Origin of the sequence: Nocardioides sp. (assembly GCF_035576065.1) — a bacterium.
GTDB lineage: Bacteria > Actinomycetota > Actinomycetes > Propionibacteriales > Nocardioidaceae > Nocardioides.
In genome coordinates this window covers 42,959-68,135 of record NZ_DATLWX010000043.1, presented here as the reverse complement: position 1 = coordinate 68,135, position 25,177 = coordinate 42,959, and the positions used below count along the sequence as shown (strand labels likewise).

The following is a 25,177-nucleotide window of genomic DNA, read 5'->3' as shown; positions in this document are numbered from 1 at the left end:
CATCGGTCGTATGAGACGAAGCGCGCGCCTCGTGGGTTCCATCACCGCCGGGCTCAGGCCGTCAGTCGAGCGTCGACTCCATGGCCTGCGAGCAGTTCGACGAGGGCGTCGTGACCCTGTTCGATGTCCCAGACCACGGCCTGGAGGCCTGCCACCAGCGCGCCCTGGACGTTCCTGACGCTGTCGTCGACGAACAGGATCGTCGACGGCGCGGCACCCATCCGGCGAGCGGCCTCGGTGAAGAAGGCGGGGTCGGGTTTGGCGATTCTGAGGTCGTAGGAGTAGCAGCTGGTGTCAAAGACGTCGTCGTAGCCGAGCGCGGTGCGCATGTAGCTGCCTCGATGCTGCTCCTGGTTGGTGCCCAGATGAACGCCGTAGCCGTTGCGACGCAGAGCCTCAACGATGGTGAACGACTCCTCGATCCGCTCGATGCGATGCCATACGTCGCGATGGACGACCTCCACCGGCGCGGTCACGCCATACTCAAGAAGCGTGGACGCAAGCATCGGCAGGTAGTCACCTTGTCCAGCCAACGTAGGGAGCTCGTCCTTCCAGGTCTGGTGGAGGAACTCTCGCGCCCTGCTACCGAGGTAGGGCTCCATCGCGGCGTACCAACCACCGGGGATGACTTGCAGCACGCCGTCGGCGTCAAACAGCACGTGCCTGATCGCGGAGGTCGCGACCGGACGCTTGGAGCCGGCGCTGGTGGGGGCGCCTGGTGCGGACCGTTCCGTGTCGTCCGTCGCCGGTGTCCCTCGCGTTGTCACGGCTGGCGGTCCAGAGTCAGTTCAGCGGCTTCGGCTGCGGACGGCCACTGAGCACGAGCAAGGACAAGGTCCGTGACTTGCTGCGATGTCAGGCCGTCCGTATCGACAACTTGACCGGGAAGGCTCAGGCTCTCCACAGTGCGCTCATCGGCGTCTCCCGCCTCCACCGTCGGCTCCATCTCCTCTTCGGAGTAGCCGAGGAGGAGGCCACGAGTGAGGACGCGACGACGACGTTCTTGCGTGCCGATGCGCAGTCGCACGACGGTCCAGTCCGCGTCCGGGAGTTGCTCCTTGTGGCGGTCAATGACTTCGGGGCTGTCGATGCCCCCTGAGACCACCAGACATCTGGCCCCGTGGTCCCGGAACACACGCCATGCAGCGCCCATGGCCTCCGCCTTCACGGCGAAGTTGTCGGGGTCGTCCTCGGGCGACGGGTGGCACATCCCTATGTCATCGAGGTCGAGGCGGGCAGTGGGGATGCCGGCTCGATACAACCGCGAGAAGACGTGGTAAGACGTGTCGCTCTTGCCTGTTCCCATGGCGCCAATCAGGAGCAGGGCAGGCGTGCGTGCGGGCGTGCTGGTAGACATGCGAAGTGCCTCATTTCAAGGGTGAGCTGCATATGGACGGGTCAACAAGACCCATGACCGCCATCTGCGGTCGAGCGCGTACTCCCTGTGGGCGCGCAGTCCGGTTAGTAGGGCCGCGCATGTCCCATGCCTCACTCACTTCATGGGCCGAAGACTGCCGGGACGCGGGAGTCCACGTCAACCTCGAAACGGCCCGTAGCCCTACGCCAGGCGTCGGTGCCGCATCGATTCGCCTGCGGCCGACTTTGGCTGGGCTCCCCCGGTCAAGGGGAACGATGGCGGTCCCAGGGGGTCAACGCACCGCGATCGTCTGCCGGTAGTGGAACGTCCGGGACGGCTCCGCGCACTACCATGACCCGATGAGCAACGTGTCGCGTCGCAACCTGATCTGTGCCGCCTCGGTGGGGGTTGTCGGGCCCCTCGTCATCGACGATGCTGCGTCGGCTGCCGGTCGCGCGGTCATCGCCGTCGCGGATGTCCCGGTGGGAGGTGGCGTCGTCGTGACACGGCGCGGCGTCGTGGTCACTCAGCCGCGGCGTGGCCGATTCCGGGTCTTCTCGGCGACCTGCACCCACGCGGGTTGCACGGTCGCATCAGTGGTCGCTCGTCGGATCAACTGTCCCTGCCACGGCAGCAAGTTCGCGATCTCCGACGGTTCGGCCGTGGCTGGTCCGGCCGAGGCGCCGTTGCCGCAGCGGTCCTTCAAGATCAGGCGCGGCAAGCTCTACCTCACTTGATCGGCCCGACCGTGTCGTCTACGGGACGACCGCGTCGGCCTCGATCTCGACGAGCAGCGCCGGGTCGATGAGCCTGCTCACCTCCACCATCGACGTGGCAGGACGGATCTCGCCAAAGACCTCCCCGTGGGCCCGACCGACTTCCTCCCAACGGCTGATGTCGGTCACAAACATGCGGGTCCGGACGACGTGCTCGGGTCCAGCGCCGACCTGCTCCAGCGCAGCCACCACGCGACGCAGCGCCTCGCGCGCCTGGGCGCCGATGTCATCACCACCCACAGCGCCGCCGTCACCGGCTGCCGTGGTGCCGGCCACCGATACCCACTGACCTACTCGCACTGCCCGGGAATAGCCGACCACGGGCTCCCACAGGGCCCCAGAGCTCACCAACTGTCGCTTCGTCATGGCGCCATCCTGTCCGGATGCGAGTAGGAAGCTCGAGATGTCCGCTGGACGATCCGCGTGGCCGACGAGCGCAGTCAGGTTCGCAGCGAGTCCTGACGCCGCTCTCCGAGCGCGGCTACCCAAACCGTGCTGACAACTCCGTGCCACCCACCCTGCGGCCGGCCGGCACCCGTCCGTGGCCAACCGATCAGTCCAACCGGGTACCGTCGCGGGTTGGCACCTGACCCTGACCGTCCCCGTGCCGGGGGATGCCGGCATGACCGCAGCTACCACCCCATCGCGAGATGATCACGGGGTTGACCATGGAGGCCCGAGCTAGGTGAGCAGAGGCGTGCAGGTTCTCGTGGCAGCGTCCCTCGTCGTCCTGGTGATCGGCGCGGCCCTCTTCGCGGATCTCGTGTCGGTCGACGTCACGCACGTCTCGGATCTCACCCGTGATGCGACCGCCGTGGTCGGGGTCCCGTGGTGGACCGGCGTGATCAGCAGGTTGACGGCGCTGGGGTGGGTCGTCGCCGCCGTCGCAGCCGTCGACGCAGGTCGGCACGCACCGACCGAGCAACGGTCGCGGCTGCTCTTCCTGGGCGGACTGTGCGGCGTCAGCGCCCTTGACGACAGCCTGATGCTGCACGAGGAGGTGCTGCCGTCCATGGGCCTGCCGGAGACTCCGTTCCTCGTCCTGTACGCCGTGGCCGGTCTCGGGCTGGCAGTGATGTGGTCACGGGCCCGCCGCTGGACTCCGGTCGAGATCGCCTTCGTGTCGGGGATGGTCATGATGGCCGTGTCCGTCCTGGTCGATGTCGTCGTCAACCGGGCAGCGGTGGAGGACTTCGCGAAACTGATCGGTGTCGTCGCCTGGTGCTTCTGCGGCGTCTGGGCACACGAGGACGTGGCGCGTGAGCCCGTCCTTTTTCCGAGTCAGACGTCACGCCTCAGTCCGCGTAGAAATGCTGAAAATCGGGATCGCTGAAACGCCCGCCCCAAGCCCAGCCGATCCGGGCGAAGGCCTTGACCACCGCATCCCCTTCGGCGATGGCGCCATCGGGCATGACGGCTCCTGCACTCCGGTCGAGCGCTGCAAACCCGGAGCCACCGGGAGGGCGGGTCTCGTCAGGGAACACGTAGGGGTTCTGGACGGGATTGACGTCCACGGCCGCCCCGTAGGCATGGTCGGACCAATGGTCGGTGCCCTTGACGCGTCTGCAGTTGAATCCCGAGGTGTTGTTCGCGGCGAGCGAACGGTCGTTGTCGCCGTCGTACGCCTCGACCGGACGCATCCGGTGCAGGGGTCGGCGGGCGTCGTACAACTCCTTGAAGACCGACGCGACGTCGCGGGCGTAGCGGCGGTGGACGATGAGCTCGCCACGATGCTCGCGACCATCGAATCCGAGGTAGGAGAGCCGGAGTGAGCGCAGCTCGCGGACCGGGACCGGGCACCCGGCGACGCTGGCCTCGCTGAGACGGGCCGTCCGCGCAGCACCCAGACGCTGGATGGACACGGCGTACGGCGCAAGCGCCGGCGGTTGCGTCGGCGTCTGTCCGGGCGGGTGCTCACTCAGTGCGGTGCACCCGCGCAGGCTGCGCCAGGCTTGTTCAGCATCCGCGCCAGCATGGCCGAGCACCGGTCGGGGGACCCCTCCGGGCGGGATCCGAGCTGGCCGGAACTGGTCGCTGACGACGGCGCCGTCGCGCAGCGTGAGCCGGAGCACCCCGGTCTCCGGGCTGGCATCGTGGTACCAGACGAAGTTCCCGAGCCCGTAGTTGACGTAGGTATCACCCAGCCACCCGGAGCCCATCAACAGGTGACTGTGACTGCCCACCACGACGTCTGCCCCGGCCTCCGCGAGCAGCTGGGACAGCTCGACCTGGCGAGGCGTCGGGCAGGCCACCAGCTCCTCGCCCCAGTGGAGGTACACGATGACGGTCTCGCCACGGGCACTCGCCCGCTCGACAGCCCGGCGCAACGCTGTGGCATCTCGACCGCGCGCGGCTGCCAGCCCAGGTGAGTTCTTCCCGGCAGTCCACACCGACGAGTGGGACTGCAGCGCGAACGTGTCCGCGGCGAGGAACGCGAGCCTGGTGCCGTTCACCGTCGTGCGGAACGGCTGGAAGGCCGATCGCCTGTTGCGGCCGACCCCGACGATCGGGATCGGGCTTGCCCGCTTGGCCGCGAGCGTGTCGCGCAGACCCACCGGGCCGTAGTCGGCGCCGTGGTTGTTGGCCACGGTGACCACGTCCACCCCGGCGGCGTCGAGGAGATCGAGGGCCCCGGCGCCGGTGCGGAACTGGAACTCCTTGGGCTCCGGTCGACCACGCTCGGTGATCGCGGTCTCCAGGTTGACCATCGTGACATCGGCAGCTCCCAGGACCCCGGCAATGTCCTGGAGCGCGTCGTCGGGATGCTCAAGCAGGTCCGCGAGGTGGCGCTCGAAGTGGACGTCTCCGGCGAAGGCGATCGTCACTTCCCCGGAGCCAGGAATGGTCGGCGGGCTCTCGCTGAGCCTCGACGTCGAGTGCGGCAACGCCGCCGAGCGAGTCGGCTCGGCCTTGGCCCCGCTGGTGCAACCGACAAGGATCACGAGCATCGAGGTCGCTGCACCCAGCCAGATCCGCATGACTGAAAGACACCGCCCAGAGCCGTACGGTTGACACGGGTCTCCTGAAACCTGGGATGTCGAGATCGTTCTGGTCACCGACCGCTGGCTCGCCGATCTCCTCGGTCGCCGACGTCGGGATACCGGTGCGAGTGGATGCCATCGGTCTACGACAGCCTGGTCCCGGCCCCGACGCTGATGGAGGCGCCGGTCGCCGGCGTGCTGGCCGCGGGTGGGGACGACGCGCAGCGGCGGCTCGAGCGCTTCGAAGAGGTCAGCCCGCGCCACGGTGTGGTCTGATTTCGGGGCAAGCCTGACGATGTGGCGGCGCTACCGAACAGTTGCGGGGTGAAGGCAGTCCTTCGACCCCCGGACTGTTCGGTAGCGCGACCGCGTGTGGGGTGATCTGGTGACCACCCGCAGGACAACGCAGTGCTGGGCGGGTTGTGTGGTGTCCGCTACGCGGTCGCCCTCCGGGCCTCCCCATCCGCGGATCAGTCGAACGTGGAGTTAGAGGGCCTGTTCCCAAGGAGTCATGTCGAGGGAGGGATACCGCTGGGCCACTCCCGTGAGGGTCTCCGAGGTCCAGTAGGGATGGCCCGGTGCAGGAAATCCGAAGAGCTCGAGCTGCCGAGGAGTGGCCTGTTCGACGAACCTGTACCAGTGCGGATCGTGGCTGCGGTCAGCCCAGGCATGACGGTGGGCCCACTCGGCTGCTGTAGGTCTGTAGTTGAGGTGCATGGTGAACCGCGATCCGCGAGGTTCAGTGATGCCGGAGCCGCGATGCACCGTCTGGGGCTGGAACGCAACGACGGTCCCTGCCGGTCCAGTCGCCGGGATCTCCGTCTCGTACAGGTCTGGGCGGCCAGGAGATGCGACGAATCCTTCGTCATCGTCGGCCGGGTCAGTACGGGGGAAGAAGTTGGGCTTCGCGGGCAGGTCGTCCGTGACGCTGGATCGCGGAACCATCCGAGGCGCACCCAGTTCAACGGTCACGTCGGACAGGAAGACGAAGACCTCGACCTGGCGGAACGCCGGGGCGTTGGAAGGCGCAAGAATGGTGTGGTTGAGGTAGTCGCGGTGCAGGTCTTGGTCGTAGTCGGCGGCTCCCTCGTACTTCGCCCAGGCTTCGGCCGAGTAGAGACGGATGTCGCGAGAGCCGAGCAGTGTTGCGGCGAGCGAGACAAGTGCGTCGGAGACCGGGATGCGATTGAGCGCGAGGCTCGCAAACGGGTAACTGTCGATGCCGTTGAACTCGTCGCCGACATACCTCGCATTGCGGTCTGGGTCCACGCCGGCGTGGAAGTCCTTCGCCGAGGGAAACATGACCTCAAGCTCGGCCAGGGCCGGGGCAAGGTCATCGGTTGGGAGATACCCCGGCAGGATCACGAAGCCGTCTTCGACCCAGGATTCCCTGGCCGCATCCAAGTCCATGCGCGTCACTATTGCGGGCCATGGGCGACGAAGCACCTTGTTTTCTGCACATGCCGAAGATCGGACGTCACCGTTCGCGAGGGTGACTCTCCCCAGCGCCGCCTGAACCAACGACCCGACATGAGGCCAGAGCCTGCCACCCGAAGGCACCACGTGCCGCAGACAGTGCTCGCTGGGGCGGCTACTCACCTGACGGCGTGCGAGCATGGCGCCATGTCGAACGGGGTCATGCCGACGGGAGCCCAGCGCGACGTCGTCTTGAGTACGCCGCGGTTGACTTTGACTTCCTGGCTCGTCGAGGACGTCGCGGCATTGCATGAGGTGCACTCTGATCCAGCGACCATGGAGTTCGTCCGCAATGGACGTCCCGAGTCGCGCGGGGAGGTCGAGCGACTGATCGACCAGTACATGGATGAGCACGCTGCCCGTGGATGGACCAAGTGGCGACTCGCCGACGTCGATGACCAGTTGGTGGGCAGGGCAGGGTTTGGGGGGTCTTCCGACAGCCGGGGAATTGCCTATCTCGTTCGCCGAAGCCACTGGGGACTCGGCCTTGCGACAGAGATCGCCGAAGCTCTTGTGGGCTGGCACCGAGAGCATGCCGTGGGCGTCCCGCTCCGGGCGCTGGCCGCGGTGGGCAACGACGCGAGCTCCAGGGTGCTGGAAAAGGTCGGCTTTGACGAGGTCGGGCGCGAGGAATATGACGGCACTGTCTGCCGCGTCTTCGTGCATCCCAATATGGACTAGCCCGTAGAGACCTCGCACCACCCATCGCGGGCCCAAGGGCGTCTGTCGCCGAAGTCGCGCCGCGCCTCGTGGGCTCGCCGCTCCCTCTAGGACTCACGCAGCCTCAGTCGAGGAGGCCGGCAGCCTGCAACATCCGGTGCCGGACCAGCTCGGGGCAGTCGGGCCCGAAGACGTGCAGGTGCACACGGCGACGTAGACCACCTCGCCCTCTGAGTGGTTTCGGGTGATCTCCTCGGGCGTGGGCACACGCAGATGCAATCACCGGCGTGCGAACACCTGCGGCTGCGAGGTGCGCTGTCAGAGCTGCCGGGTCATGCGGAGCTCGTCGCCGTGATCGTCGCGCCGGGTCACGCCGTCCGGGGTGAACCCGTGCTTCCGATAGAACTCGATGGCGCGATCGTTGCCGCACAGGACCCATAGGTACGAGGCGCGGTCCGCAAGCGTCGCCGCCAAGAGTGAGTGCCCGACTCGCTTGCCCCACCACGAGGCGAGGACGTACAACGCCCAGAGCTCCTCGTCGACAATGACGTCATCGTCACGTGGGGGGCCGATGCTGGCGAACCCGACCAGCGCCCCCGCGACCTCTGCGACGGTCGTTCTCGATGGGGCCCCGTCCAGGATCTGTCGCCAGCGGTCGACGCGGTCGTCGAGGGTTGCCCGCCGGTGCTCGAACACCGAGGCCGGCATCAGGCCGCCGTACGCGTCTTCCCAGACCTCTATCTGAAGCTGGGCCAAGGGCTCGGCGTCGTCCGGTACGGCGGGTCGGATCTGTACGCCGTCGGAACTGGTCATGGCGGGCAGACTAGCCCGCACGCGGCCGCGGCCCGCGGATTGTCTGTCACGATGACCCGTGCCCGAACTGATCTTGCCGACGGTCAGGCTCCACGCTCGCTTCCTGGAGTGTCGGGACGAGTGGGGGCCCGGTCCCCAGGAGGACGGCTTCGGCGTCGGCGAGGACTGCGACCTGATCTCGTCCCAGGGGTTCGCGGCGTGGGTGGACCACCGGACGCGCCTCGCTCATCTCGCTGGCACCCCGTGTCCCGAGCAACCGCACGGCTCGTCCCGATGGATCGTGGAGGACGGGGACGTGCTGGGAGGCATCGTCCTGCGGCACCACTTCGACGACGACCTCGGCCAGATCGGGTATGGCATCCGCCCGTCGGCGCGACGTCGTGGCCTGGCGACGTGGGCGCTGGGCGAGATGCTCGCCGAGGCGCGTGGCGCGCTCAGCGTGGACAGGGTCCTGGCCGTGTGTCTCGCGCACAATGTTGCTTCAGCCCGCACGCTCGAACGCTGCGGCGGCGTCCTCGAAGGTGTCCGCGACACCGAGCGTGGCCCGGTGAATCGCTACTGGATGACCGTCTGATGCCGACCGAGACGAAGAGCCCCGACCGCGTGCGGTCGGGGCTCCTCGTACGTCCGGTCAGGGGGACCGGTGATCAAGCGGTCAGGCGCGGTAGGCCGTCCACATCGTCTGCATGCGGGAGGTCTGTCCAGCCGTGAACATCGTGTAGCAGGTGTCGTAGCTGTAGTCCATGTAGTTGTGGATCGGGTCGAAGCCGGGGAGGTTGCAGGTGTCCGCACCCTCGGGGCAGCCGTTGGTCGAACCGCCCTGGGCCGGGGTGTCGCTCACCTCGTCGTTCGTGGTGGTGCAGCCGCCCTGGAACGTGTGGTAGAGCCCGAGCCAGTGGCCGACCTCGTGGGTGCCGGTCTCGCCGAGGTTGTAGTTGGCGATGGAGCCGCCGGGCAGCGAGGCGTAGTTGACGCGGACGCCATCGATCGCACCCGAGCGCGCGTAGTCCCACGGGAAGGTGGCGATGCCGAGGTAGGAGAAGTCGACGAGCCAGATGTTGAGGGCGTTGGCGCCGCCCTGGCGGGTCTGCTTCCGGTAGCTGGAGCTCTGCTTGTCCTTGTGCCAGGAGTCGTTGAAGAAGCGGTCGATGCCGGCGAGGGTGAAGGTGAAGCCGGTGTTGCTCGCCGAGCTGGACTCGGTGCCGCCGAACGTCTTGTTCAGGACGTCGATCTGCGCGGCGATCGCGGCGTCGCTCACGTTGCCGGTGATCCCGTTCTTCGCGGCCATGACGTGCACGTAGACCGGGACGACTGGAGCGACCGCGGCGGCCGTGGTGTTTGCCGCGGCGAGCTCCTTGGCGCGCGCGGTGATCTGCTTCTGCTCCTCGGCCGAGACGTCGCGGTGGTCTGGCCCGCGGCCGCCGCGGGCGGAGTCGGACTCCTGGGAGTCGACGCACTGGACGTCGGCGACGACCCGCGCCTGGGCGGGAGCCACGCCGGTCAAGCCGACGAGACAGAAACTGATGGTGGTGAGCGCGGCGAACCGGGCAACCCGAGAATTACGCATGGAGGAAAGCCTCTCTGGACAAGTGGAGGGTGAACGTAACCCGCGGTTTGTTCAGGGGGAAGGGTTGCGCGCCGGAAATTCTTGCGTCAGGCGCAGTGGTGACCGCCGGCTTCACCCCTGGGGCGGGAGCGCGACCGCATGCTCCGCATCTGCGGCGCGACCGAGCAGCAGCGACTGCTCGCGATCGTTGGAGGTGAGCGACGCTGCCTCGCGGAATGCCGAGGCTGCTTCGACATGGCGACCGGCGCGAACGAGCAGGTCGGCTCGAACACTGGGCAGGAGGTGCGACCCGGCCAGCGCGCTTCCGGGGAGGCGTTCGAGGATGGCGAGCCCTGAGTCAGCGCCGAAAGCGCGTCCATGCGCAACCGCGCGGTTGACCTCCACGATCGGACCGGGGGCAGCTTCGGCGAGCACGTCGTACAACCTCGCGATGGCACTCCAGTCGGTCGTTGCGGCTTCCGAAGCGCAGGCGTGCTGGGAGGCGATCGCGGCCTGCAGGTAGTACCGGCCGACGGGCTTTCCACGTACGGCGAGGCCTTCCGCACGATGCAACGCAGCCAGTCCGCGGCGGATGAGGAGCTCGTCCCACCTGCTCCGGTCCTGGTCATCGAGCAGCACCGGGGCACCCGCTGCGTCGACCCGGGCGGAGGCACGCGATGCCTGCAGCTCGAGCAGTGCCTGCAGGCCATGCACCTCCGGCTCGTCCGGAACCAGCTCGGCGAGCATCCTGGCCAGCCGAATCGCCTCGTTCGTCAGCTCGGGCCGCATCCAGTTGCTGCCCGCGGTCGCGGTGTAGCCCTCGTTGAAGATCAGGTAGACGACGGCCAGCACGTCGTCGAGCCGCTCGGTGCGCTCCGCGCCGGTCGGGAGCTCGAAGTCGACGCCGGCCTCGCTGAGAGTCTTCTTCGCCCGAGAGATCCGCTGCCCCACCGCGGTCTCGCCCACCAGGAAGCCGCGAGCGATCTCCGCGGTCGTCAGGCCCCCCACCAGGCGTAGGGTCAACGCCGCCCGCGACTCGGCGGTGAGCTTGGGGTGACAGGACAGGAAGATCAGTCGCAGGACGTCGTCCTCGATGAAGTCCACCTGTGTCGTGGGGTCGGACATGCTGTCCTCCTCCCTCAAGCCGTGGCCGAGCTCTTCGGTCCTGCGACGCAGCTTGTCGGCGCGCCGGAAGCTGTCGACTGCTCGTCGCTTGGCGACCGTCATCAACCACGCGCCAGGGTTGTCGGGGATGCCCTGCGCGGGCCAGCTCTCGAGCGCGCTGACCAGGGCGTCCTGGGCCAGATCCTCCGCGAGGTCGAGATCGCGGGTCATCCGGGCCAGGGCCCCGACCAGCCGAGCGGACTCATCTCGCCAGGTGGCGGTGATCGTCTCGCGGGTGGTCTGGGCCATGCGGCCAGCCTATGGCCGGCCGCACGACCTCAGCTGAGCGGAAGCTCAGGCCCCATCGGTTTCCGACGGCGCTTCCGAGATCTGGCGCAACGTCGCGACCATCTCGCACTCGGGCCAGTACTTCGCGTGCAGCTCGGCGAACTCCTGCTGTCCGGCGACCGCCGCCTCGAGGCTGTCGTACTGCAACAGGGACCATCCTCCGACGACCTCCTTTGCCTCGGCGTACGGGCCGTCGACCCGCGTCGTGTCGCCCTTGCGGACCACGAAGTTGACGGAGTCCTCGGTGCCGTACAGACCGCCACCGTCGAGGAAGTGGCCCTTCTGTGCCTGCTCTCCGATGTAGGTGTTCATCGCGTCGAACAACGCCTGGGGCGGCGCGCCGATGCCCTCTTGCATCCTGACAAATCCCATGAACCGTGGCATTGCTCTGCTCCTCAGCTTCGGCGCCACCGCTGCTCGGTGGCCGACTCACCCGTACGTCGAACGACGTCCCTCACCTTCGACATCGCCTGCCGAAGTATTTTCCGTGACGCAGCCTTGCACGCCGGCAACCTCCGGTGGCGGTGCGGAAGCGGACCCAAGCGGCCTAGTCGATCGGCTTGGCCATCCGGACCAGCGGGACCGAGACGCCTCCGCGGTCGTCCGTGACTCGCTCGATCGGCACGAAGCCGTATGCCGTGTACAGCGGCTCTCCGGACATCGTCCCCATCAGCTCCAGGCGTGTGAACCCCTCCTTCTTCGCGGCCTCCTGGCACAGGGACAGGATGAGCCGGCCCACGCCGCGGCGCGCGTGTGCGGGGTAGGTGTACATGGCGCGCACTCGCGCCGCATCGACGCCGGGCGCGAGCAGCTCCGCGTCGCGGCCCGGAGTGTGGTCCCCGCCGTACAAGGTGGCTCGGCGGCTCCAACCGCCGCACCCGGCGACCGCTTCTCCCGCGAGCACGACGTAGTAGGTCCCGTCCTGGATCAGCTGGGTGTCAATGCCCATGATGGCTCGGCTGGACTCGATCTCGGCCGGCGAGAGGAACCCTTGCTGGAGCTCCCTGATCGCGGCGTCCATGACTGCTTCGAGCATCCCCAGGTCGTCCGTCGTCGCGACGCGGTGCGTGCTCCATGGTGACAGTGTCCGCGTGACGGCGCAGGGGCTCCAGCCAGCTGGGTGTGTCTTGTGAGCGGACCCTGGCCTCGGCAGTTCAGCGCTACGCCGCGGCCGTCTCGCGGCCGCTCATCAGACCCAGCCCGCGCCTGACTGACGTCAGTCAGGTCGACCGCCGAACCGCCATTGGTGGGCCTCGATCCCGACGTACCGATCAGTGGGCAGGACCCTTCGGGCGGCTTCTGCGTCGGTCGCTTCGAGGAGCACTGCAACACCGAGCACCAGGGAACCGTCGTCGGACAGCAACGGCCCGGCGGCGATCATGTGGTCGTGAATCGTCGGCTCAGCGGATTCCTCAGCTGGCTCCTGGGTGAACCCAAGGACCAGGTAGCGGTTGTCTCCGGGACCGCTGCTGGTGAAGTCCCACATGGTCCGACCCAAGACGTTGTGCCACCGACGCAGCAGGACGTCGCGATAGGCGCCCGCCTGATATCCGGGTTCCTCGAAGGCGAACGCGCGTAAGACCAGTGCTCCTCCAACATCTGGATGCGCAGCGGGGTCGACCCCGGCCGATCGCGGTGATAGCAGAAGAACTCCATCGGCCGAGCCTTCCGGAGGGACTTGGCGAACACAACTCTCGGTCCGCGTCGAGCTGGCCGCCCGGCTTCACACGGACGGTTCGGCGCGAACGTGTGGATTGACTTAAGTTTTAAAACGACTATTCTAGAACGCATGTCCTACAAACAGGCAGGGCGCACGCGCGCTTTCGACGAGGCCACCGTCCTGACTGGGGCCATGGAGGCATTCCGTCGTCACGGGTATGGCGGCGTCTCCGTGCGCGACCTCGAGGTGGCGACCGGGATCTCGAGCGGCAGCATCTACAACGCCTACGCAGACAAGCACGGGCTTTTCGACGCGGCCTTTCGTCACTACCACCGCACGGTGTTGGTCGGCCGCCTTGACACGCACGCCCCGCCGGAGGCGGGGCTCAGCGGGCTGAGGGACGCCTTTACGACGCTCCTGGATGAGCCGGGAGGTGGCTCTTTCGGCTGTTTGATCACCAACTCCGCAGTGGAGCTGGCCGACCGGCCAGGCCCCGCGGGCCTGGTGCAGCAGTCACTGGCGGTGCTGCGCGATGTGTTCACCCAGCGCCTGCAAGCTGCCCACGAGCAGGGTCTTCTGCCCACATCCGTGGACCCTGCCACCGCCGCTCTGCACTTGCTGGCGCTGTATCAAGGCCTCCTCGTCCTCATCCGCTCCGGCTACGACCGCACGTCGCTGCACGACCTCATCACCGCCCACTTCGATGTTCTGGAAGGCCCTCATGTCCCTTGACTCGCGTTCGTCCAATTCCGATCCCCTCTCCATCGACGCACTCTGGTCGCGTTACGCCGCGACCTGGTCGCTGCCAGATGCCCTCCGCAGCTCCGAGCTCGCCGCATGCCTGAGCGAGGATGTGACCTACTGCGACCCGCAGGAGATGGTCGCCGGTCGAGGGGCGTTGAGCACTTACATGGGCCAGTTCCAGCAGGCCTTCCCCGGTATGGCCTTCCGGATCGATTCGACTCTGCAGCACCACGACCGGACTCTCGCCGCGTGGAGCTTGTGCGATCCGTCCGGAACGGTCCACCAACGCGGCACCAGCTTCGCTGCGCTTGCAGACGACGGGCGGCTCGGTGCCATCACCGGCTTCTTCGAGCCGCCGGCCGGGGCGTGACCCGAGCGGGCACCGACCGCACCTGGGAGGTGGCGGCGGGCGTAGCCGAGGACCTCGAAGCGATGGGCCACGTCACCACGGCGTCGTTCTTCGGCGGCGTCGGACTGCGGTGTCGCGGCACTCAGTTTGCAGTGGTGATGAACGGCGAGCTCTACCTGAGTGTCGACGATGAATCACGTCGTGACCTCGCACGCCTTGGTGGTGAGGCGTTTGCCTACAGCACCTCCCGCGGAACAGTGACCGTTCGGGCGTACCACCGACTACCTGCCGCGGTGTACGAGGACCCGGAACAGTTGGTCCTGTGGGCGGTCCGCGCGCACCGTACCGCCCTGGCACGTCGCGCTCGACGTTCCGCCGTACGCCCTCGGCCTAGGCTGCACAGGTCGCTCGTCTCGGGCGGCTAGCAGCACCCACCTCGAGTGAGGATCACGCCCGTGGCCGTCCGCAGCCTTCGACAGGAGGAGGCCGTCGAGCGTGCGGCCCTGCTGTCCGTCACCTCCTACGACATCGACATCGACCTCACCGACCTGGTCGACGGCCCGGCCTTCCGCGCGGTGAGCACGGTGCGGTTCGCCGCCACTCCGGGAGCGTCGACGTTCGTCGACTGCTGTGCGGAGGTCGAGTCGGCCACGCTCAACGGCGAGCCGTTGCCGGCTGCGGAGGAAGGGCGGATCGCGTTGGCCGACCTTGCCGAGGACAACGTGCTGGTGGTGGCCACGGTGCAGAGCGACACCGCGCACGGGCGGGGGGTGCACCGTGCCGTCGACCCCGGCGACGACAACGTCTACCTGTGGACCACCTTCGAGCCCGACGAGGCGCGTTATGCCTGGGCCTGTTTCGACCAGCCCGACCTCAAGGCACCGCACGCGTTCACGGTCACCGCGCCGGCGCCCTGGACCGTGGTGAGCAACTCAGGCGACCCGGTGGTCGAGGACGTGGAGGGCGGGCGGCGGTGGACGTTCGAGCCCACGCCGCCGCTCTCCACCTACAACCCCGTGGTGGTGGCCGGCCCGTTCGTCGAGGTGCGCCAGGAGGCCGGTGGCTACGACCTCCGCCTCTACGCGCGCCAGACCCTGAAACCCGCGCTCGAGCGCGATGCCGAACAGCTGTTCACGCTCACGACGCAGGGCCTTGCGTTCTTCGGCGAGCGCTTCGGCATGCCCTTCCCACAGCGCTCGTACGACCAGGTGTTCCTGCCGGAGTTCGGCGGGGCGATGGAGAACTACGGGTGCGTCACCTGGGCCGACGACATCCTGCGCCGCCACGAGCCCACCGTCAGCGAGTGGCAGCTGTTCACCAACGTGCTGCTGCACGAGATGGCGCACATGTGGTTCGGCAACATCGTGACCATGCGCTGGTGGGACGACCTCTGGCTCAACGAGGCCTTCGCGGAGTTCGCCTGCATGTGGGCGGCCGAGCGCGCCACCGCCTACGGAGACACGGCAGCCAACAACCTCGTGGGCGACAAGCTCCGCGCCTACCTCGCCGACCAGGGACCCAGCTCCCATCCGATCCGCCAGCCCGTGCCCAGCGTGGCCGACGCCGAGTCGATCTTTGACGCCATCACCTACCCCAAGGGTGCGGCGGTGCTGAAGCAGCTGATGCACTTCGTCGGCGAGGACACCTTCTGCGTGGGCATGAGGGCCTACTTCGCCGAGCACGCCTGGGGCAACACCGCCCTCGACGACCTCGTCAGCTCCCTCGAGGACGCCAGCGGCCGCGACCTCCAGCCGTGGCGCACTGCCTGGCTGGAGACCGCCGGCGTCGACCGGCTGGGCATCGAACACACCGACGATGGGCTGGTGCTCACGGCCGTCGGCGCCCACGGCGCCCCGCACCCGCAGGTGGTGGGTGTGGGCGCCTACCGCCGCGCCGGAGAGGAGCTCGAGGAGGTGGGTTCGGTCCTGGTGGAGGTGGACGGTGAGCGCACTCCCGTCGAGGGCCTGCCCGAGGCGGACCTCTACCTGGTGAACCACGACGACACCACCTTCGCCACCACCCGGCCCGACGCGGCCGGACGGGAGGTCCTGATCGGTCGTCCGTCGGGCCTGCCCACGACGCTGGGCCGCGCCGTGGCGATGGCCACCGTGTGGGACATGCTCTCCAACGCCGAGGCGACGGCGGCCGAGGCAGTGGGCGCGCTCACCGACGTGCTGTCGGTGGAGACGGTGGAGACGGTCGCGGAGCCGTGCCTCGAGCTCGCCCTCACCGCCGCCCAGAGGTGGGCTCCCGAGTCGCAGCGGGTCGGCCTCGAAGCACAGGTGACGGCTGCTGCACGTCACCTCGCGGACGCAGCGGTGTCGAGGCACTCGGCGCTGCGCGTGCTGGCGCGGACAGCGACAGGCGACGACGACCTCGCAATCTTGCGCGAAGAGGCCGGCGACGACCTCGACCTGCAGTGGTACGTCCTGCAACGCCGGGCCGAGCTCGGCGAGGTGGACGCCGACGCTGTGCAGGCCCTGCAGGAGCGCGACCCCGACCCCGACGCCTGGGTCCGTGCACTCTGCGTGCGAGCCAACTCACCCTTCGCGGAGGCGAAGGAGGAGACGTGGACCGCGTTGGTGCAGCGCGCCGTGCCCATCGAGACCGCGGCTCCGGCGGCGGCAGCCTTCTGGCGGCCTGGCCAGGAAGACGTGCTGGTGCCGTACGCCGAGCGCTACCTCGAGGCGCTGCCCACCCTGCATGAAGGCGGGATGATCCCCGGCCTGGCGCTCTCAAAGGTCCTCTTCCCGGTGTTCGGGATCGACGAGAAGTGGGTGCGGCACGCCCGCGAGATCGCGGCCGCCCAGGCAGCGCCCGTGGTGGTCAGCGGACTCACCGAGCGATCCGAAGAAGTGCTCCGGATGGTGCGCGCCAGAGCGTTGTGAGACTGCGGCCGGAGCGGACCTGCAGGTTGCGCACGGCAGCGGGAGGCGGTGGGCCTCGTTCGACGCTGCCCTCAACGTTTCTGGGTCACCCCTCGTCACTAGGGCGTAGGTGGAAGGTTGCGACCAGGAAAGGGGGACGGGGTGGACGACTCGACCAGAGCTGATTTCGCAGACTTCGTGGCGGTGCAGGTGCGGCCGCTGCTGGGCTTCGCCCATGCGCTGACTGCCGATCCGCACGACGCCTGGGACCTCACCCAGGAGACGTTGGCGCGGATGGGCGAGCGCTGGGGACGGACGACGTACGACACACCGGCGGCCTATGCCCGGACGGTGATGGTCCGGCTCAACATCGATCGAATCCGGCGGCTGCGCCGCGAGCTGCCCCGGTCCACAGCCGGACCTGAGGTCGCTGTGCCTGCCGATGATCTCGACGGTATGGCGCCATGGCTCGTCGACGCGCTGTCCACTCTCTCCCCACGCCAACGCACGGCGCTGGCACTCCGGCACGTCGAGGACCTCGACGTCCGCGGGATCGCCGAGCGGATGGGCTGCTCGGAGGGATCCGTCAAGAGCCACCTGTCCCGAGGCACTGAACGTCTGCGCGAGCACGCACGCGGCCGCGGACTACTGACCACACGAGAAGGATGACGCGATGACCGAGGAACAGATCAGGGACGGGTACGAGCGGCTCGACTCCGCCCTGCACGCACCGCAGGACGCGTTCGACCGGGTCGAGAGGCGCATAGGAGCGCGACGCCGAAGCCGCCGGATCGGCGTCGCCGCCGGCACAGCCGCCGTCGTTGCCGCGGTCGGGGGGTACGCCGCGCTCTCGATGGGCGGCTCCGACGACGGTCGCGAGGGTCTCGTGGCGGTCGACCCGCCGCCGTACAGCCTGGTGATGACGCGACCTGATGGGTCCACCTTCACGTTCGATGACCTGACGATCAGCTGTGACCCGCCCGCCCCAGCCGGTGGCGAAGCGGGAACGGGTGACAAGAGCCGGGTCTACCTCTCGAGCCCGTTCGTCGTCGACGGGGAGCAGGTGACCCAGCCGTTCGTGCTCATCGAGGTCGACCTTGCAAAGCTCGACGAGCCACGCACGCTCTCGCTGCCGATCGAGAGCACCGACGGCTCCACGGAGTCCCTGCCCCTGTCGGTCTTCATCGCCGACACGGAGGGGGCCCCGGACGGCAACGAGGTCGTCAGCTCGTCGGGCAGCACCGGAACCGTGCGGGTCACGCAGGCCTCGTGTGACCCGACCCCCGTCCTGGAGCTCGAGGTGGACGCCACGTTGGCCAGTGAAGAGGTGACCGACGCGGGGGAGAACAAGCAGTCGTTGGAGCTGGAGGGCTTCATCCGCTGACGGGGGTTACGCAACGGCGACAACTGAAGGTCCGAGCCAGCTGGGAGGGCTCAGCGGATGTTGCAGAACTTTTCGACCTTGCGCGTGGGCCCGGAGACGATCAGGTGGTCGTGGCGTTCCACGGTGGTCTCGGGGCGGGCGTAGGTGAAGTCTTCGCCGGAGCGCTTGACGCCGACGATGGTGACGCCGTGCTTGGTGCGGGGTGCTGAGTCGGCGAGTGTCTTGGCCCACGTGAAAGGCGGGGCGAGGGTGCGGGCGATGGAGAACTGGTCGTCGAACTCGATGTAGTCCATCATCCCGCCGGTGAGCATGTGGGCGACGCGTTCACCCATGGAGAACTCGGGGTAGACGACGTGGTGGGCACCGACGCGTTCCAAGATCTGCCCGTGCTTGCGCGTGATGGCTTTGGCCCAGATGTCGGGGACGCCGGCCTCTGCGAGCGCGAGCACGGTGAGGACACTTGCTTCGATGTCGCTGCCGATGGCGACGACGGCGCGGTCGAAGTCGGCGACACCGAGCTGGTGCAGCGCCTGGTCGTCGGTGCAGTCGGCCTGCACGACGTGGGTCAGCTCGTCAGCCCACCTGTCCACCAGTGCCTGGTTCTCGTCGATGGCGAGGACCTCTTGGCCCATCCGGACCAGTGAGTCGGCTACGGCTGAACCGAACCGGCCCAGACCGATGACGACCACAGACGTGGATGCGGGATTCCTGAACTTAGCCAACGACGGGTCGCTCCTCGGGCAGGTGGAAGTGGCGGTGACGCGACTTCAGCGCGAGCGCTGACGCCACCGTGATGGTGCCCACGCGTCCGACGAACATGAGCATCATGAGGATGCCCTGCGCCGACGGTGGCAGGTCAGGGGTGATGCCGGTGGAGAGTCCGACGGTGGCGAACGCGGAGATGGTCTCGAACAGGACCACATCCAACGACAAGTCGGTGACCAACAAGATGGACATGGTGCCGATGGCGATGGCCGCCAGTGCGAGCAGAACGACGGTGAGGGCCTGGCGCAGGGTTGAGTCGCCGATCTTGCGGTGCGCGATGTTGGTGTCACGTTCGCCGCGTACTTCGGACCAGATGACGAACGCGAGCAGGAAGAACGTGGTGACCTTGATGCCACCAGCGGTACTGGCCGACCCACCGCCGATGAACATGAGAACGTAGTTCACGGCCATCGTCTCCGGAGTGATCTGCCCGTAGTCGATGCTGTTGAACCCCGCCGTCCGGGGAACCACACCCCCAGTGACCCCGCCGACGATCTTCCCCCACGGTGACAGCCCACCGATGGTGCCGGTGTTGCTCCATTCCAGCGCCAGGAACGCCCCGATCCCGAGCACGAGGAGGATGAGGGATCCCCACACGGTCAGCCGCGTGTGCACGGTCCACAAGCCGGGGGTCTTCCAGCGGCGGCGCAGCTCGAACAGGACCGGGAACCCGATGCCGCCGGCGATGATCGCAACGCAGATGGGGAACATGATCCAGGCGTCGTCGACGAACCCGATGAGGTTGTCGGAGTAGAGAGCGAACCCGGCGTTGTTGAAGGCTGAGATGGAGTGGAACACCCCGTGCCAAGCCGCTTCGCCCCACGAGTCGTCGTAGCGCTGCCGGAACCGCACCGTCAGCACTGCCGCGAACGCAGCCTCAAACGCCAGCATGGTGACGGCAACGCGGCGGACGACGTGCCGCACGTCGCCGATGTTGAGCGTGTGGGTCTCCGCCTGAGCGATGAGCGAGGACTTGAGTCGCAGCTTGCCGCCGACCAGCATCCCGAGCAGGGTCGCGAGCGTCATGATGCCGAACCCGCCGACCTGGATGAGCGCCATGATGACGACCTGCCCGAACGGCGACCAGTACGTCGCCGTGTCGACCGTGGTCAGCCCGGTGACGCACACGGCCGAGACTGTGGTGAACGCTGCGGTCAGCACAGGGGGCCGGGTCGGTCCAGGTGTCGAGTAGGGGAGCGACAACAAGATGGTGCCGACAATGACGGCGGCCAGGAACGCGAGCGGCACGATGCGCGCGGGATGCATCACCCCGCTCCAGATGCTCCTCACCCGGCTCCTCCTTCACAGGCACCTTGCCCAAACCATGACACCGTAGCGACACGAACTGGCGGGACGAGCACGGGGCGCGATCAGGCGTGTGCGTCGACGATCTCGGCCACCGGCCAGGCGCCGCTCATCGTCGTCGAGATGACCGTGGCCGTCGTTCTGGTCGGGGTAATGGCTCGACCAGAACGACACCCGGCATCGGCACCTGACATGGTGATCTGAGGGGTGCCGGCGTGCAGCCAGACGCCGAGCCCGTAGCAGCGGGACTCGCCCGGGTCGGGTTCGCTGCGCGCCGTACGCATGTCGGCGAGAGTCTCCTCGCGCAGCACGACGAAGGCGCCGTTGCAGTAGGAGAAGCGCTCACCGGCAGGGAACTTCGCCGGGTGGCGATCGAGGATCGGGAGGAAGTCCTCGGTGGTCACCAGCCGGTGCGCCGAGACGGGCAGCTCGTACTCCTCGCTGTCGACCGCGTCCTCGTCGAGGTAGTCGCCGATCCCGGACCGGTGGGAGAGCAGGTGCTCGATCGTGACGTCGTCAGCGATGAGCGGGAGGCCGGCGCCCAGGACCTGACGGGCGGTGGTCGAGAGCGCAAGAAGTCCCTCCTCCACGAGGCGTAGGACCACCAACGCGGTGAAGGTCTTGGACCCACTCGCCATGCCCAGCTGGCTGTCGGTGGTCATCGCGATCTCGTGCCGTCGATCGGCCAGTCCGTACGCCGCATCGAGGGGGACAGCGCCCGCCTGCTCGAGCCGGACGACGCCTGCGAAGCCTGACCTCTCCGCCGTCTCGTCGACCTGGTCGCGCAGCTCGCTCATCGCGCCACGTTAGGCGCCACCGCGTGCGAGCGCCACCGCCGTCGGGGCCCCCGATTCGACTTCCGCGCTGACCTCATGTTCTGGTGAAGGGGTCGTTGGAGTGTCCTCCCCGGGAGGCGCCTACCCCATGTGTGGCGTTGCACCCTGCGGCCTCGACGTCCACCCCCGTGGCTGTCGCGACCGAGCGCCCCCGACGGCGTCCCCCGAACTACGTGAGGTCCTTGCACGTGCGCCCAGCAACCACCAGCGTTCTCCCAGCCCGTCTCCGCCACCTCGCCGCCGGCACCACAGCGGCCGTCCTGGCGCTCACCCTCGCCCCCGGCGCTGCCGGCGCCAACGAGCCGACCGAGGACTTCTCCGAGACCGCCGGCCGCGTCTCCGTCCGCCTCAAGGTGGCCACCGAGCCCGCTGTCGAAATCGCCGTCGCCCCCCGCATCTGGCCGACCCGCCTCGTGGAGCGCGCCGGGGTCCCGGTCGACGGCAACGACCTGGTCGAGGTCGTCCGTGACGGTCGCGTGGTCGTCGACGCGAGCGCCAAGCGGGTCCGCGACGGCGACATCGTGCGCCTGATCGATGTCGTCGAGCAGCGCAGGACCAGCAGCTCGAAGGTCCCCGCCGGCACGGTGGAGGTCCTCACCACCACGCTGGCCCCGGGACGGCGCAAGGTGGTCCGCGAGGGCCGCCCCGGTGTCGCGCAGGTCGTCGCCGTACGCACCCTCCACAACGGTGAGCCGGAGTCGTTCCGCGTCGTCGCCCGCAAGATCGTCCGTGAACCGCGGCCTCGTCGGGTCCTCGTCGGTCGCGAGCCGTGGTCCGTCCCCGGGGCCGACGGCCTCAACTGGGCCGCCCTCGCGCGGTGCGAGTCGGGCGGCAACCCCCGCGCGGTCAACCCGGCGGGCTACTACGGCCTCTACCAGTTCAGCGTCGGGACCTGGAACAGCGTCGGCGGGTCCGGTATGCCGCACCACGCATCCGCCGACGAGCAGACCTATCGCGCGAAGCTGCTCTACGCCTCGCGTGGCCGCTCCCCGTGGCCGCACTGCGGCCGCCTGCTCTGATCCACGACTCCCGGTCGAGGTAGGTCCGGGTCCTCAGCGGTCCGGCCCGCGCAGGCTGCGCACCAGCGAGGGGATCATCACGATCGCTGCGACAAGGTGCAGCGCGACGAGGGCGGCGACGGTCGCCGGGTCGGTCCCGACCAGGAACGGCGGCACCAGCGAGACCGCCGTCAGCGTCACTGCCGTCCACAGGAAACGCTCCCCCGGGCGGGTGCTCCACCGCCGCAGTGCGGCGGCGATGACGACGCCGACGAGGGAGAAGAAGCCGGTCACCACGGCGATCCCGGACAGCGGGATCGTCTCGCCGCCGTCAGGCACCTCGAAGTCGACACCGACGGCCCGCGCCAGCGCAGCAGCGAAGGTGGTGACCACCACGGCGAGGAGGGTCGACACCAGTCCGGTGACGACGAACCGCCGCACCGGATGGGTGGCTGGGCCTCCGCGCGGCGACGCCGGCCCGATGACGGTGTCGGTCGTGCTGGTCATGACCCGCTACCGTCCGCGAGCAGGCGCTCGGCCAGCCCGAGCCGCGGGAACTGATCCGCGTGGAAGGTGAAGATCTCGGCGATGGCCCCGCCGGCGATGCGCAGGACGTCGATCGTCAACGGCAGGTAGGCGCCCTCCGCGTCGTGCCACAGATAGAAGGCGACGGCGGGCTGGCGGTTGACCCGGGTGGGAATCCCGCGTAGGCCGGTGAGTTCCGGATAGCCGTCCTGGATCCAGTCGTCGACCACTGCGGCGCGTCCGACGTGGAGACCCGGAGTCGGCGGCATCGAGCAGCGGACGTCGGCTCGCAGCATGGCGGCAATCGCCCCGACGTCCGTGGCCTCGGTGGCCTCCATGAAGCGGCGTACCACGTCACGCGTCACCGTGTCGTCCTCGCCGCTGGCCCAGTCCTGGCGCTCGGTCGGCAGGTGCTCGCGCATGCCGGCGCGCGCCCGCTGCAGGGCGCTGTTCACGGAGTTCACGGTGTCTCCGAGGAGCTCCGCCACGTCCTTCGCCGGCCAGCCGAGCACGTCCCGCAGGATCAGTACGGCGCGCGGCCGCGGCGCCAGGTGCTGGACCGCGACCACGTAGGCCAGCTCGATCGTCTCGCGCGCGACGGCGACGGTCTCCGGTTCGTCCGTATCGGAGGCAGGCAGCTCGTCGAGGAGCTGGTCCGGGTAGGGCTGCAGCCACCGGACCTCACCGCCGGTCGCCGGGTCCGGGCGATGCTTCGCAAGCAGGTCGAGGCACGCGTTGGTGGCGATGCGATAGAGCCAAGCGCGGAAGGTCGATCGTCCCTCGAAGGTCTCGCGTCGGCGCCAGGCGCGGAGGAACGTCTCCTGGACGGTGTCCTCGGCGTCCTCGAACGATCCGAGCATCCGGTAGCAGTGGACGTGCAGCTCGCGTCGGTGCGGTTCCGCCAGCGCGGAGAAGCCGCCCTGGTCGACGTCGCTCAGCTCGCCCATGCAGCGGTCCTCCCGTTGTGTGTCCACGCTCATCTTCGTCTTCCTCTCGTCGCATCGTGTCGTAGGTATGACGGCTGCCGTAGGGAGAAGTCATCACCGGGAGGGAAGCCGAAGTGGATCTGCGCTCGGCGCAGTAGCCTCACGACGTGTCTGAGCCCCCCGCCCGGGTCGCCGTCGCAGCCCCTCACCACTTGGCGGTCGACGCTGCCCGCGACGTGATCGCCGCCGGTGGCGGTGCGGTCGACGCGGCGCTGGCCGCGGCAATGGCGCTGACGGTCACCTACCCCCACCAGTGCTCGATCGGGGGCGACCTGATCGCGATCGTCCGCCGGCCGGACGGCTCGATGACGAGCGTCAACGCGAGCGGGAGATACGGGACTCACCGCCGACCGGCCGACGGCCAGGTGCCGGTCAGCGGTCCCCTCTCGATCACTGTGCCCGGGCTGGTGTCGGGCTGGGACGCCCTCCATGAGCTGGGCGGGACGCTCCCGGTGGCCCGGCTCCTGCAGCCAGCCATCCGCCTCGCTGCCGAGGGGGTGCAGGTGACCGAGCGGCTGGCCGCAGCGATCAGCGCGCTCGACCTCGACACCGACGGTGATCCCGGGCTCCGCGGGCTCGTCACTGACGCTGAGGGCCGGCGCCTCGCCGCCGGCGTGGTCCTCCGGCAGGAGGCGCTCGCGCGCTCCCTCTCGATGCTTGCGGAGGACGGCCTGCGCAGCTTCTACGCCGGACGCCTGGGTGACGATCTGTCGGTGGCGTTGCAGGGTCTGGGGGCGTCGGCCACCCGCGACGACCTGCGCCGGCACACCCCGGCGCTGGGAGACGTGCTCACCGCAGAGGCCGCCGGCTGCCGGCTCAGCACCGCCCCGCCGAGCTCCCAGGGCTACCTCTTCCTCAGCACGATGCTCGCCGCGGACCGACTGGCAGAGCGCGGGGTCGAGGTCGACCACCGGGTGCTGCTCGAGCTGTTCGTGCTGACGGCGGCTCAGCGCGAAGCAGAGCTGGCGGACCCCGACCACATGCCCGCCACAGGAGTCGAGCTGATCGACCCGGCTCAGGTCGAGCGTGATGTCGCCGCTGTCATGGCCCGTCTCGAAGCGCCGGACGCTCCCCGATCGATGACGCCGGCAGTGCCGCGGGACGGCGACACGGTGGCCGTGACCGCCGCCGGGGCGGACGGCACCGCGGTCTCCCTGGTTCAGTCCCTCTTCCACTCCTTCGGCGCGCGCCTGCACGACCCGGCGACCGGCATCACCTTCCACAACCGCGCTGCGGGGTTCTCGAGCGGCTCGGGCCCCAACTCCCTCGCGCCGGGCAAGCGTCCGGCGCACACGCTGATGCCACTGATCGTGGAGCACGCCGACGGCTGGGTGGCCGCCCACGCCACGATGGGCGGGCGGCAGCAGCCTCAGATCCACACCCAGGTCCTGCGACACCGTCTCGCCGGGGCCACCGCCGCCGACGCTGTGTCCGCGCCCAGGTTCGTCCTGGCTCCGCTGGATCGGGGCGGGGCGTACGGCGTGCATGCCGAGCCGGGCCTCGGCGACGCAACGCTCGGCGACCTCGGGCATGCCGGGCTGCCGCTACGCCGAGGGACCGACCTCGACGAAGAGGTCGGCCACGCGATGGTGTGCACCCTGCACGTCGACGGGACGCTGGACGCGGGCGCCGACCCGCGCAGCGACGGGGCCACGCTTTCTTCCTGAGTGACAGGATGCCGAGGTGCGAGCAGTGGT

29 protein-coding genes are annotated in these 25,177 nt (G+C 68.7%); 13 read left to right on the top strand and 16 right to left on the bottom strand.

The window, feature by feature from the left end:
* Positions 1–53: 53 nt before the first annotated feature.
* Both VNJ48_RS19450 and VNJ48_RS19445 read right to left on the bottom strand, forming a co-directional pair.
* Positions 54–659: an HAD-IA family hydrolase gene (locus VNJ48_RS19450; protein ID WP_325605197.1), complete on the bottom strand. Its 606-nt coding sequence runs from the start codon at positions 657–659 to the stop codon at positions 54–56.
* Positions 660–763: 104 nt separating this feature from the next.
* On the bottom strand, positions 764–1,357 hold the full coding sequence (locus tag VNJ48_RS19445) for a hypothetical protein (RefSeq protein ID WP_325605196.1): 594 nt from the start codon (positions 1,355–1,357) through the stop codon (positions 764–766).
* 359 nt (positions 1,358–1,716) lie between these two features.
* Here VNJ48_RS19445 and VNJ48_RS19440 point away from each other — a divergent pair, with 359 nt between their 5' ends.
* Positions 1,717–2,094, top strand: a complete 378-nt coding sequence (locus VNJ48_RS19440; RefSeq protein ID WP_325605194.1) for a Rieske (2Fe-2S) protein — start codon at positions 1,717–1,719, stop codon at positions 2,092–2,094.
* A gap of 18 nt (positions 2,095–2,112) precedes the next feature.
* Here the strand turns inward: VNJ48_RS19440 and VNJ48_RS19435 are convergent, their stop codons facing one another.
* Positions 2,113–2,499: a RidA family protein gene (locus VNJ48_RS19435; protein WP_325605192.1), complete on the bottom strand. Its 387-nt coding sequence runs from the start codon at positions 2,497–2,499 to the stop codon at positions 2,113–2,115.
* 331 nt (positions 2,500–2,830) lie between these two features.
* Between VNJ48_RS19435 and VNJ48_RS19430 the strand changes: the two genes are divergently transcribed.
* Positions 2,831–3,466, top strand: a complete 636-nt coding sequence (locus VNJ48_RS19430; RefSeq protein ID WP_325605190.1) for a hypothetical protein — start codon at positions 2,831–2,833, stop codon at positions 3,464–3,466.
* Here VNJ48_RS19430 and VNJ48_RS19425 read toward each other — a convergent pair.
* On the bottom strand, positions 3,429–5,111 hold the full coding sequence (locus tag VNJ48_RS19425) for a CapA family protein (protein ID WP_325605188.1): 1,683 nt from the start codon (positions 5,109–5,111) through the stop codon (positions 3,429–3,431). The genes VNJ48_RS19430 and VNJ48_RS19425 overlap by 38 nt on opposite strands.
* 135 nt (positions 5,112–5,246) lie before the next feature.
* Between VNJ48_RS19425 and VNJ48_RS19420 the strand changes: the two genes are divergently transcribed.
* Positions 5,247–5,390, top strand: coding sequence for a hypothetical protein (locus tag VNJ48_RS19420; RefSeq protein WP_325605186.1), 144 nt, complete (start codon positions 5,247–5,249; stop codon positions 5,388–5,390).
* A 210-nt stretch (positions 5,391–5,600) separates the two neighbouring features.
* Here VNJ48_RS19420 and VNJ48_RS19415 read toward each other — a convergent pair whose 3' ends face one another.
* The gene (locus VNJ48_RS19415) at positions 5,601–6,524 is read right to left on the bottom strand and encodes a phytanoyl-CoA dioxygenase family protein (RefSeq protein WP_325605184.1); all 924 of its coding nucleotides are present in this window, start codon (positions 6,522–6,524) and stop codon (positions 5,601–5,603) included.
* Positions 6,525–6,737: 213 nt separating this feature from the next.
* On the opposite strand from VNJ48_RS19415, the gene VNJ48_RS19410 reads away from it, so the two are divergent.
* Complete coding sequence (locus VNJ48_RS19410) at positions 6,738–7,271, top strand: GNAT family N-acetyltransferase (RefSeq protein WP_325605182.1); 534 nt, start codon at positions 6,738–6,740, stop codon at positions 7,269–7,271.
* Positions 7,272–7,568: 297 nt separating this feature from the next.
* Here VNJ48_RS19410 and VNJ48_RS19405 read toward each other — a convergent pair whose 3' ends face one another.
* Positions 7,569–8,063 (bottom strand): GNAT family N-acetyltransferase, encoded by a 495-nt coding sequence (locus tag VNJ48_RS19405; protein ID WP_325605180.1) that lies wholly within the window; start codon positions 8,061–8,063, stop codon positions 7,569–7,571.
* Positions 8,064–8,121: 58 nt separating this feature from the next.
* Between VNJ48_RS19405 and VNJ48_RS19400 the strand changes: the two genes are divergently transcribed.
* Positions 8,122–8,637 carry a GNAT family N-acetyltransferase gene (locus tag VNJ48_RS19400; RefSeq protein WP_325605178.1) on the top strand — a complete coding sequence of 172 codons (516 nt, stop codon included), beginning with the start codon at positions 8,122–8,124 and terminating at the stop codon, positions 8,635–8,637.
* Between the two features lie 81 nt (positions 8,638–8,718).
* Here the strand turns inward: VNJ48_RS19400 and VNJ48_RS19395 are convergent, their stop codons facing one another.
* From VNJ48_RS19395 to VNJ48_RS19375, 5 genes are all read right to left on the bottom strand, one after another.
* Positions 8,719–9,630, bottom strand: a complete 912-nt coding sequence (locus VNJ48_RS19395; protein ID WP_325605176.1) for a zinc metalloprotease — start codon at positions 9,628–9,630, stop codon at positions 8,719–8,721.
* Positions 9,631–9,741: 111 nt separating this feature from the next.
* The gene (locus VNJ48_RS19390; RefSeq protein ID WP_325605174.1) at positions 9,742–11,022 is read right to left on the bottom strand and encodes an RNA polymerase sigma factor; all 1,281 of its coding nucleotides are present in this window, start codon (positions 11,020–11,022) and stop codon (positions 9,742–9,744) included.
* A gap of 45 nt (positions 11,023–11,067) precedes the next feature.
* Positions 11,068–11,418 (bottom strand): YciI family protein, encoded by a 351-nt coding sequence (locus tag VNJ48_RS19385; RefSeq protein ID WP_325605172.1) that lies wholly within the window; start codon positions 11,416–11,418, stop codon positions 11,068–11,070.
* Between the two features lie 190 nt (positions 11,419–11,608).
* Entirely contained in the window at positions 11,609–12,097 is a 489-nt protein-coding gene (locus VNJ48_RS19380) for a GNAT family N-acetyltransferase (RefSeq protein ID WP_325605170.1), read from the bottom strand.
* Between the two features lie 180 nt (positions 12,098–12,277).
* Positions 12,278–12,547 carry a hypothetical protein gene (locus VNJ48_RS19375; protein ID WP_325605168.1) on the bottom strand — a complete coding sequence of 90 codons (270 nt, stop codon included), beginning with the start codon at positions 12,545–12,547 and terminating at the stop codon, positions 12,278–12,280.
* A 303-nt stretch (positions 12,548–12,850) separates the two neighbouring features.
* Between VNJ48_RS19375 and VNJ48_RS19370 the strand changes: the two genes are divergently transcribed.
* The 6 genes from VNJ48_RS19370 (at position 12,851) to VNJ48_RS19350 (ending at position 18,065) form a co-directional block, all read left to right on the top strand.
* Entirely contained in the window at positions 12,851–13,453 is a 603-nt protein-coding gene (locus VNJ48_RS19370) for a TetR/AcrR family transcriptional regulator (protein ID WP_325605166.1), read from the top strand.
* Positions 13,443–13,835 carry a nuclear transport factor 2 family protein gene (locus tag VNJ48_RS19365; RefSeq protein WP_325605164.1) on the top strand — a complete coding sequence of 131 codons (393 nt, stop codon included), beginning with the start codon at positions 13,443–13,445 and terminating at the stop codon, positions 13,833–13,835. Before VNJ48_RS19370 ends, VNJ48_RS19365 begins: the two co-directional genes overlap by 11 nt.
* Positions 13,836–13,897: 62 nt before the next feature.
* Positions 13,898–14,239, top strand: a complete 342-nt coding sequence (locus VNJ48_RS22715) for a TfoX/Sxy family protein (protein WP_414689970.1) — start codon at positions 13,898–13,900, stop codon at positions 14,237–14,239.
* A gap of 30 nt (positions 14,240–14,269) precedes the next feature.
* Positions 14,270–16,702 carry an aminopeptidase N gene (gene pepN, locus VNJ48_RS19360; protein WP_325605162.1) on the top strand — a complete coding sequence of 811 codons (2,433 nt, stop codon included), beginning with the start codon at positions 14,270–14,272 and terminating at the stop codon, positions 16,700–16,702.
* A 141-nt stretch (positions 16,703–16,843) separates the two neighbouring features.
* Entirely contained in the window at positions 16,844–17,350 is a 507-nt protein-coding gene (locus VNJ48_RS19355) for a SigE family RNA polymerase sigma factor (protein ID WP_325605160.1), read from the top strand.
* Positions 17,351–17,354: 4 nt separating this feature from the next.
* Positions 17,355–18,065 (top strand): hypothetical protein, encoded by a 711-nt coding sequence (locus VNJ48_RS19350; protein WP_325605158.1) that lies wholly within the window; start codon positions 17,355–17,357, stop codon positions 18,063–18,065.
* Positions 18,066–18,115: 50 nt separating this feature from the next.
* Here the strand turns inward: VNJ48_RS19350 and VNJ48_RS19345 are convergent, their stop codons facing one another.
* The 3 genes from VNJ48_RS19345 to VNJ48_RS19335 all read right to left on the bottom strand — a co-directional run bounded on the left by VNJ48_RS19345 (position 18,116) and on the right by VNJ48_RS19335 (position 20,932).
* Positions 18,116–18,754 carry a TrkA family potassium uptake protein gene (locus VNJ48_RS19345; protein WP_325605404.1) on the bottom strand — a complete coding sequence of 213 codons (639 nt, stop codon included), beginning with the start codon at positions 18,752–18,754 and terminating at the stop codon, positions 18,116–18,118.
* Between the two features lie 25 nt (positions 18,755–18,779).
* Positions 18,780–20,120, bottom strand: coding sequence for a TrkH family potassium uptake protein (locus tag VNJ48_RS19340; protein ID WP_325605156.1), 1,341 nt, complete (start codon positions 20,118–20,120; stop codon positions 18,780–18,782).
* A gap of 80 nt (positions 20,121–20,200) precedes the next feature.
* Positions 20,201–20,932 (bottom strand): serine hydrolase domain-containing protein, encoded by a 732-nt coding sequence (locus VNJ48_RS19335; protein WP_325605154.1) that lies wholly within the window; start codon positions 20,930–20,932, stop codon positions 20,201–20,203.
* A 227-nt stretch (positions 20,933–21,159) separates the two neighbouring features.
* On the opposite strand from VNJ48_RS19335, the gene VNJ48_RS19330 reads away from it, so the two are divergent.
* The gene (locus VNJ48_RS19330) at positions 21,160–21,990 is read left to right on the top strand and encodes a resuscitation-promoting factor (protein ID WP_325605153.1); all 831 of its coding nucleotides are present in this window, start codon (positions 21,160–21,162) and stop codon (positions 21,988–21,990) included.
* Between the two features lie 33 nt (positions 21,991–22,023).
* Here the strand turns inward: VNJ48_RS19330 and VNJ48_RS19325 are convergent, their stop codons facing one another.
* Together VNJ48_RS19325 and VNJ48_RS19320 are read right to left on the bottom strand one after the other, a co-directional pair.
* Positions 22,024–22,476, bottom strand: a complete 453-nt coding sequence (locus tag VNJ48_RS19325) for a DUF6069 family protein (protein ID WP_325605151.1) — start codon at positions 22,474–22,476, stop codon at positions 22,024–22,026.
* Complete coding sequence (locus tag VNJ48_RS19320) at positions 22,473–23,474, bottom strand: RNA polymerase subunit sigma-70 (RefSeq protein WP_325605149.1); 1,002 nt, start codon at positions 23,472–23,474, stop codon at positions 22,473–22,475. The genes VNJ48_RS19325 and VNJ48_RS19320 overlap by 4 nt, the downstream gene beginning before the upstream one ends.
* 113 nt (positions 23,475–23,587) lie before the next feature.
* Between VNJ48_RS19320 and VNJ48_RS19315 the strand changes: the two genes are divergently transcribed.
* Positions 23,588–25,147 carry a gamma-glutamyltransferase gene (locus VNJ48_RS19315; RefSeq protein WP_325605147.1) on the top strand — a complete coding sequence of 520 codons (1,560 nt, stop codon included), beginning with the start codon at positions 23,588–23,590 and terminating at the stop codon, positions 25,145–25,147.
* The last annotated feature ends 30 nt before the right edge of the window (positions 25,148–25,177 follow it).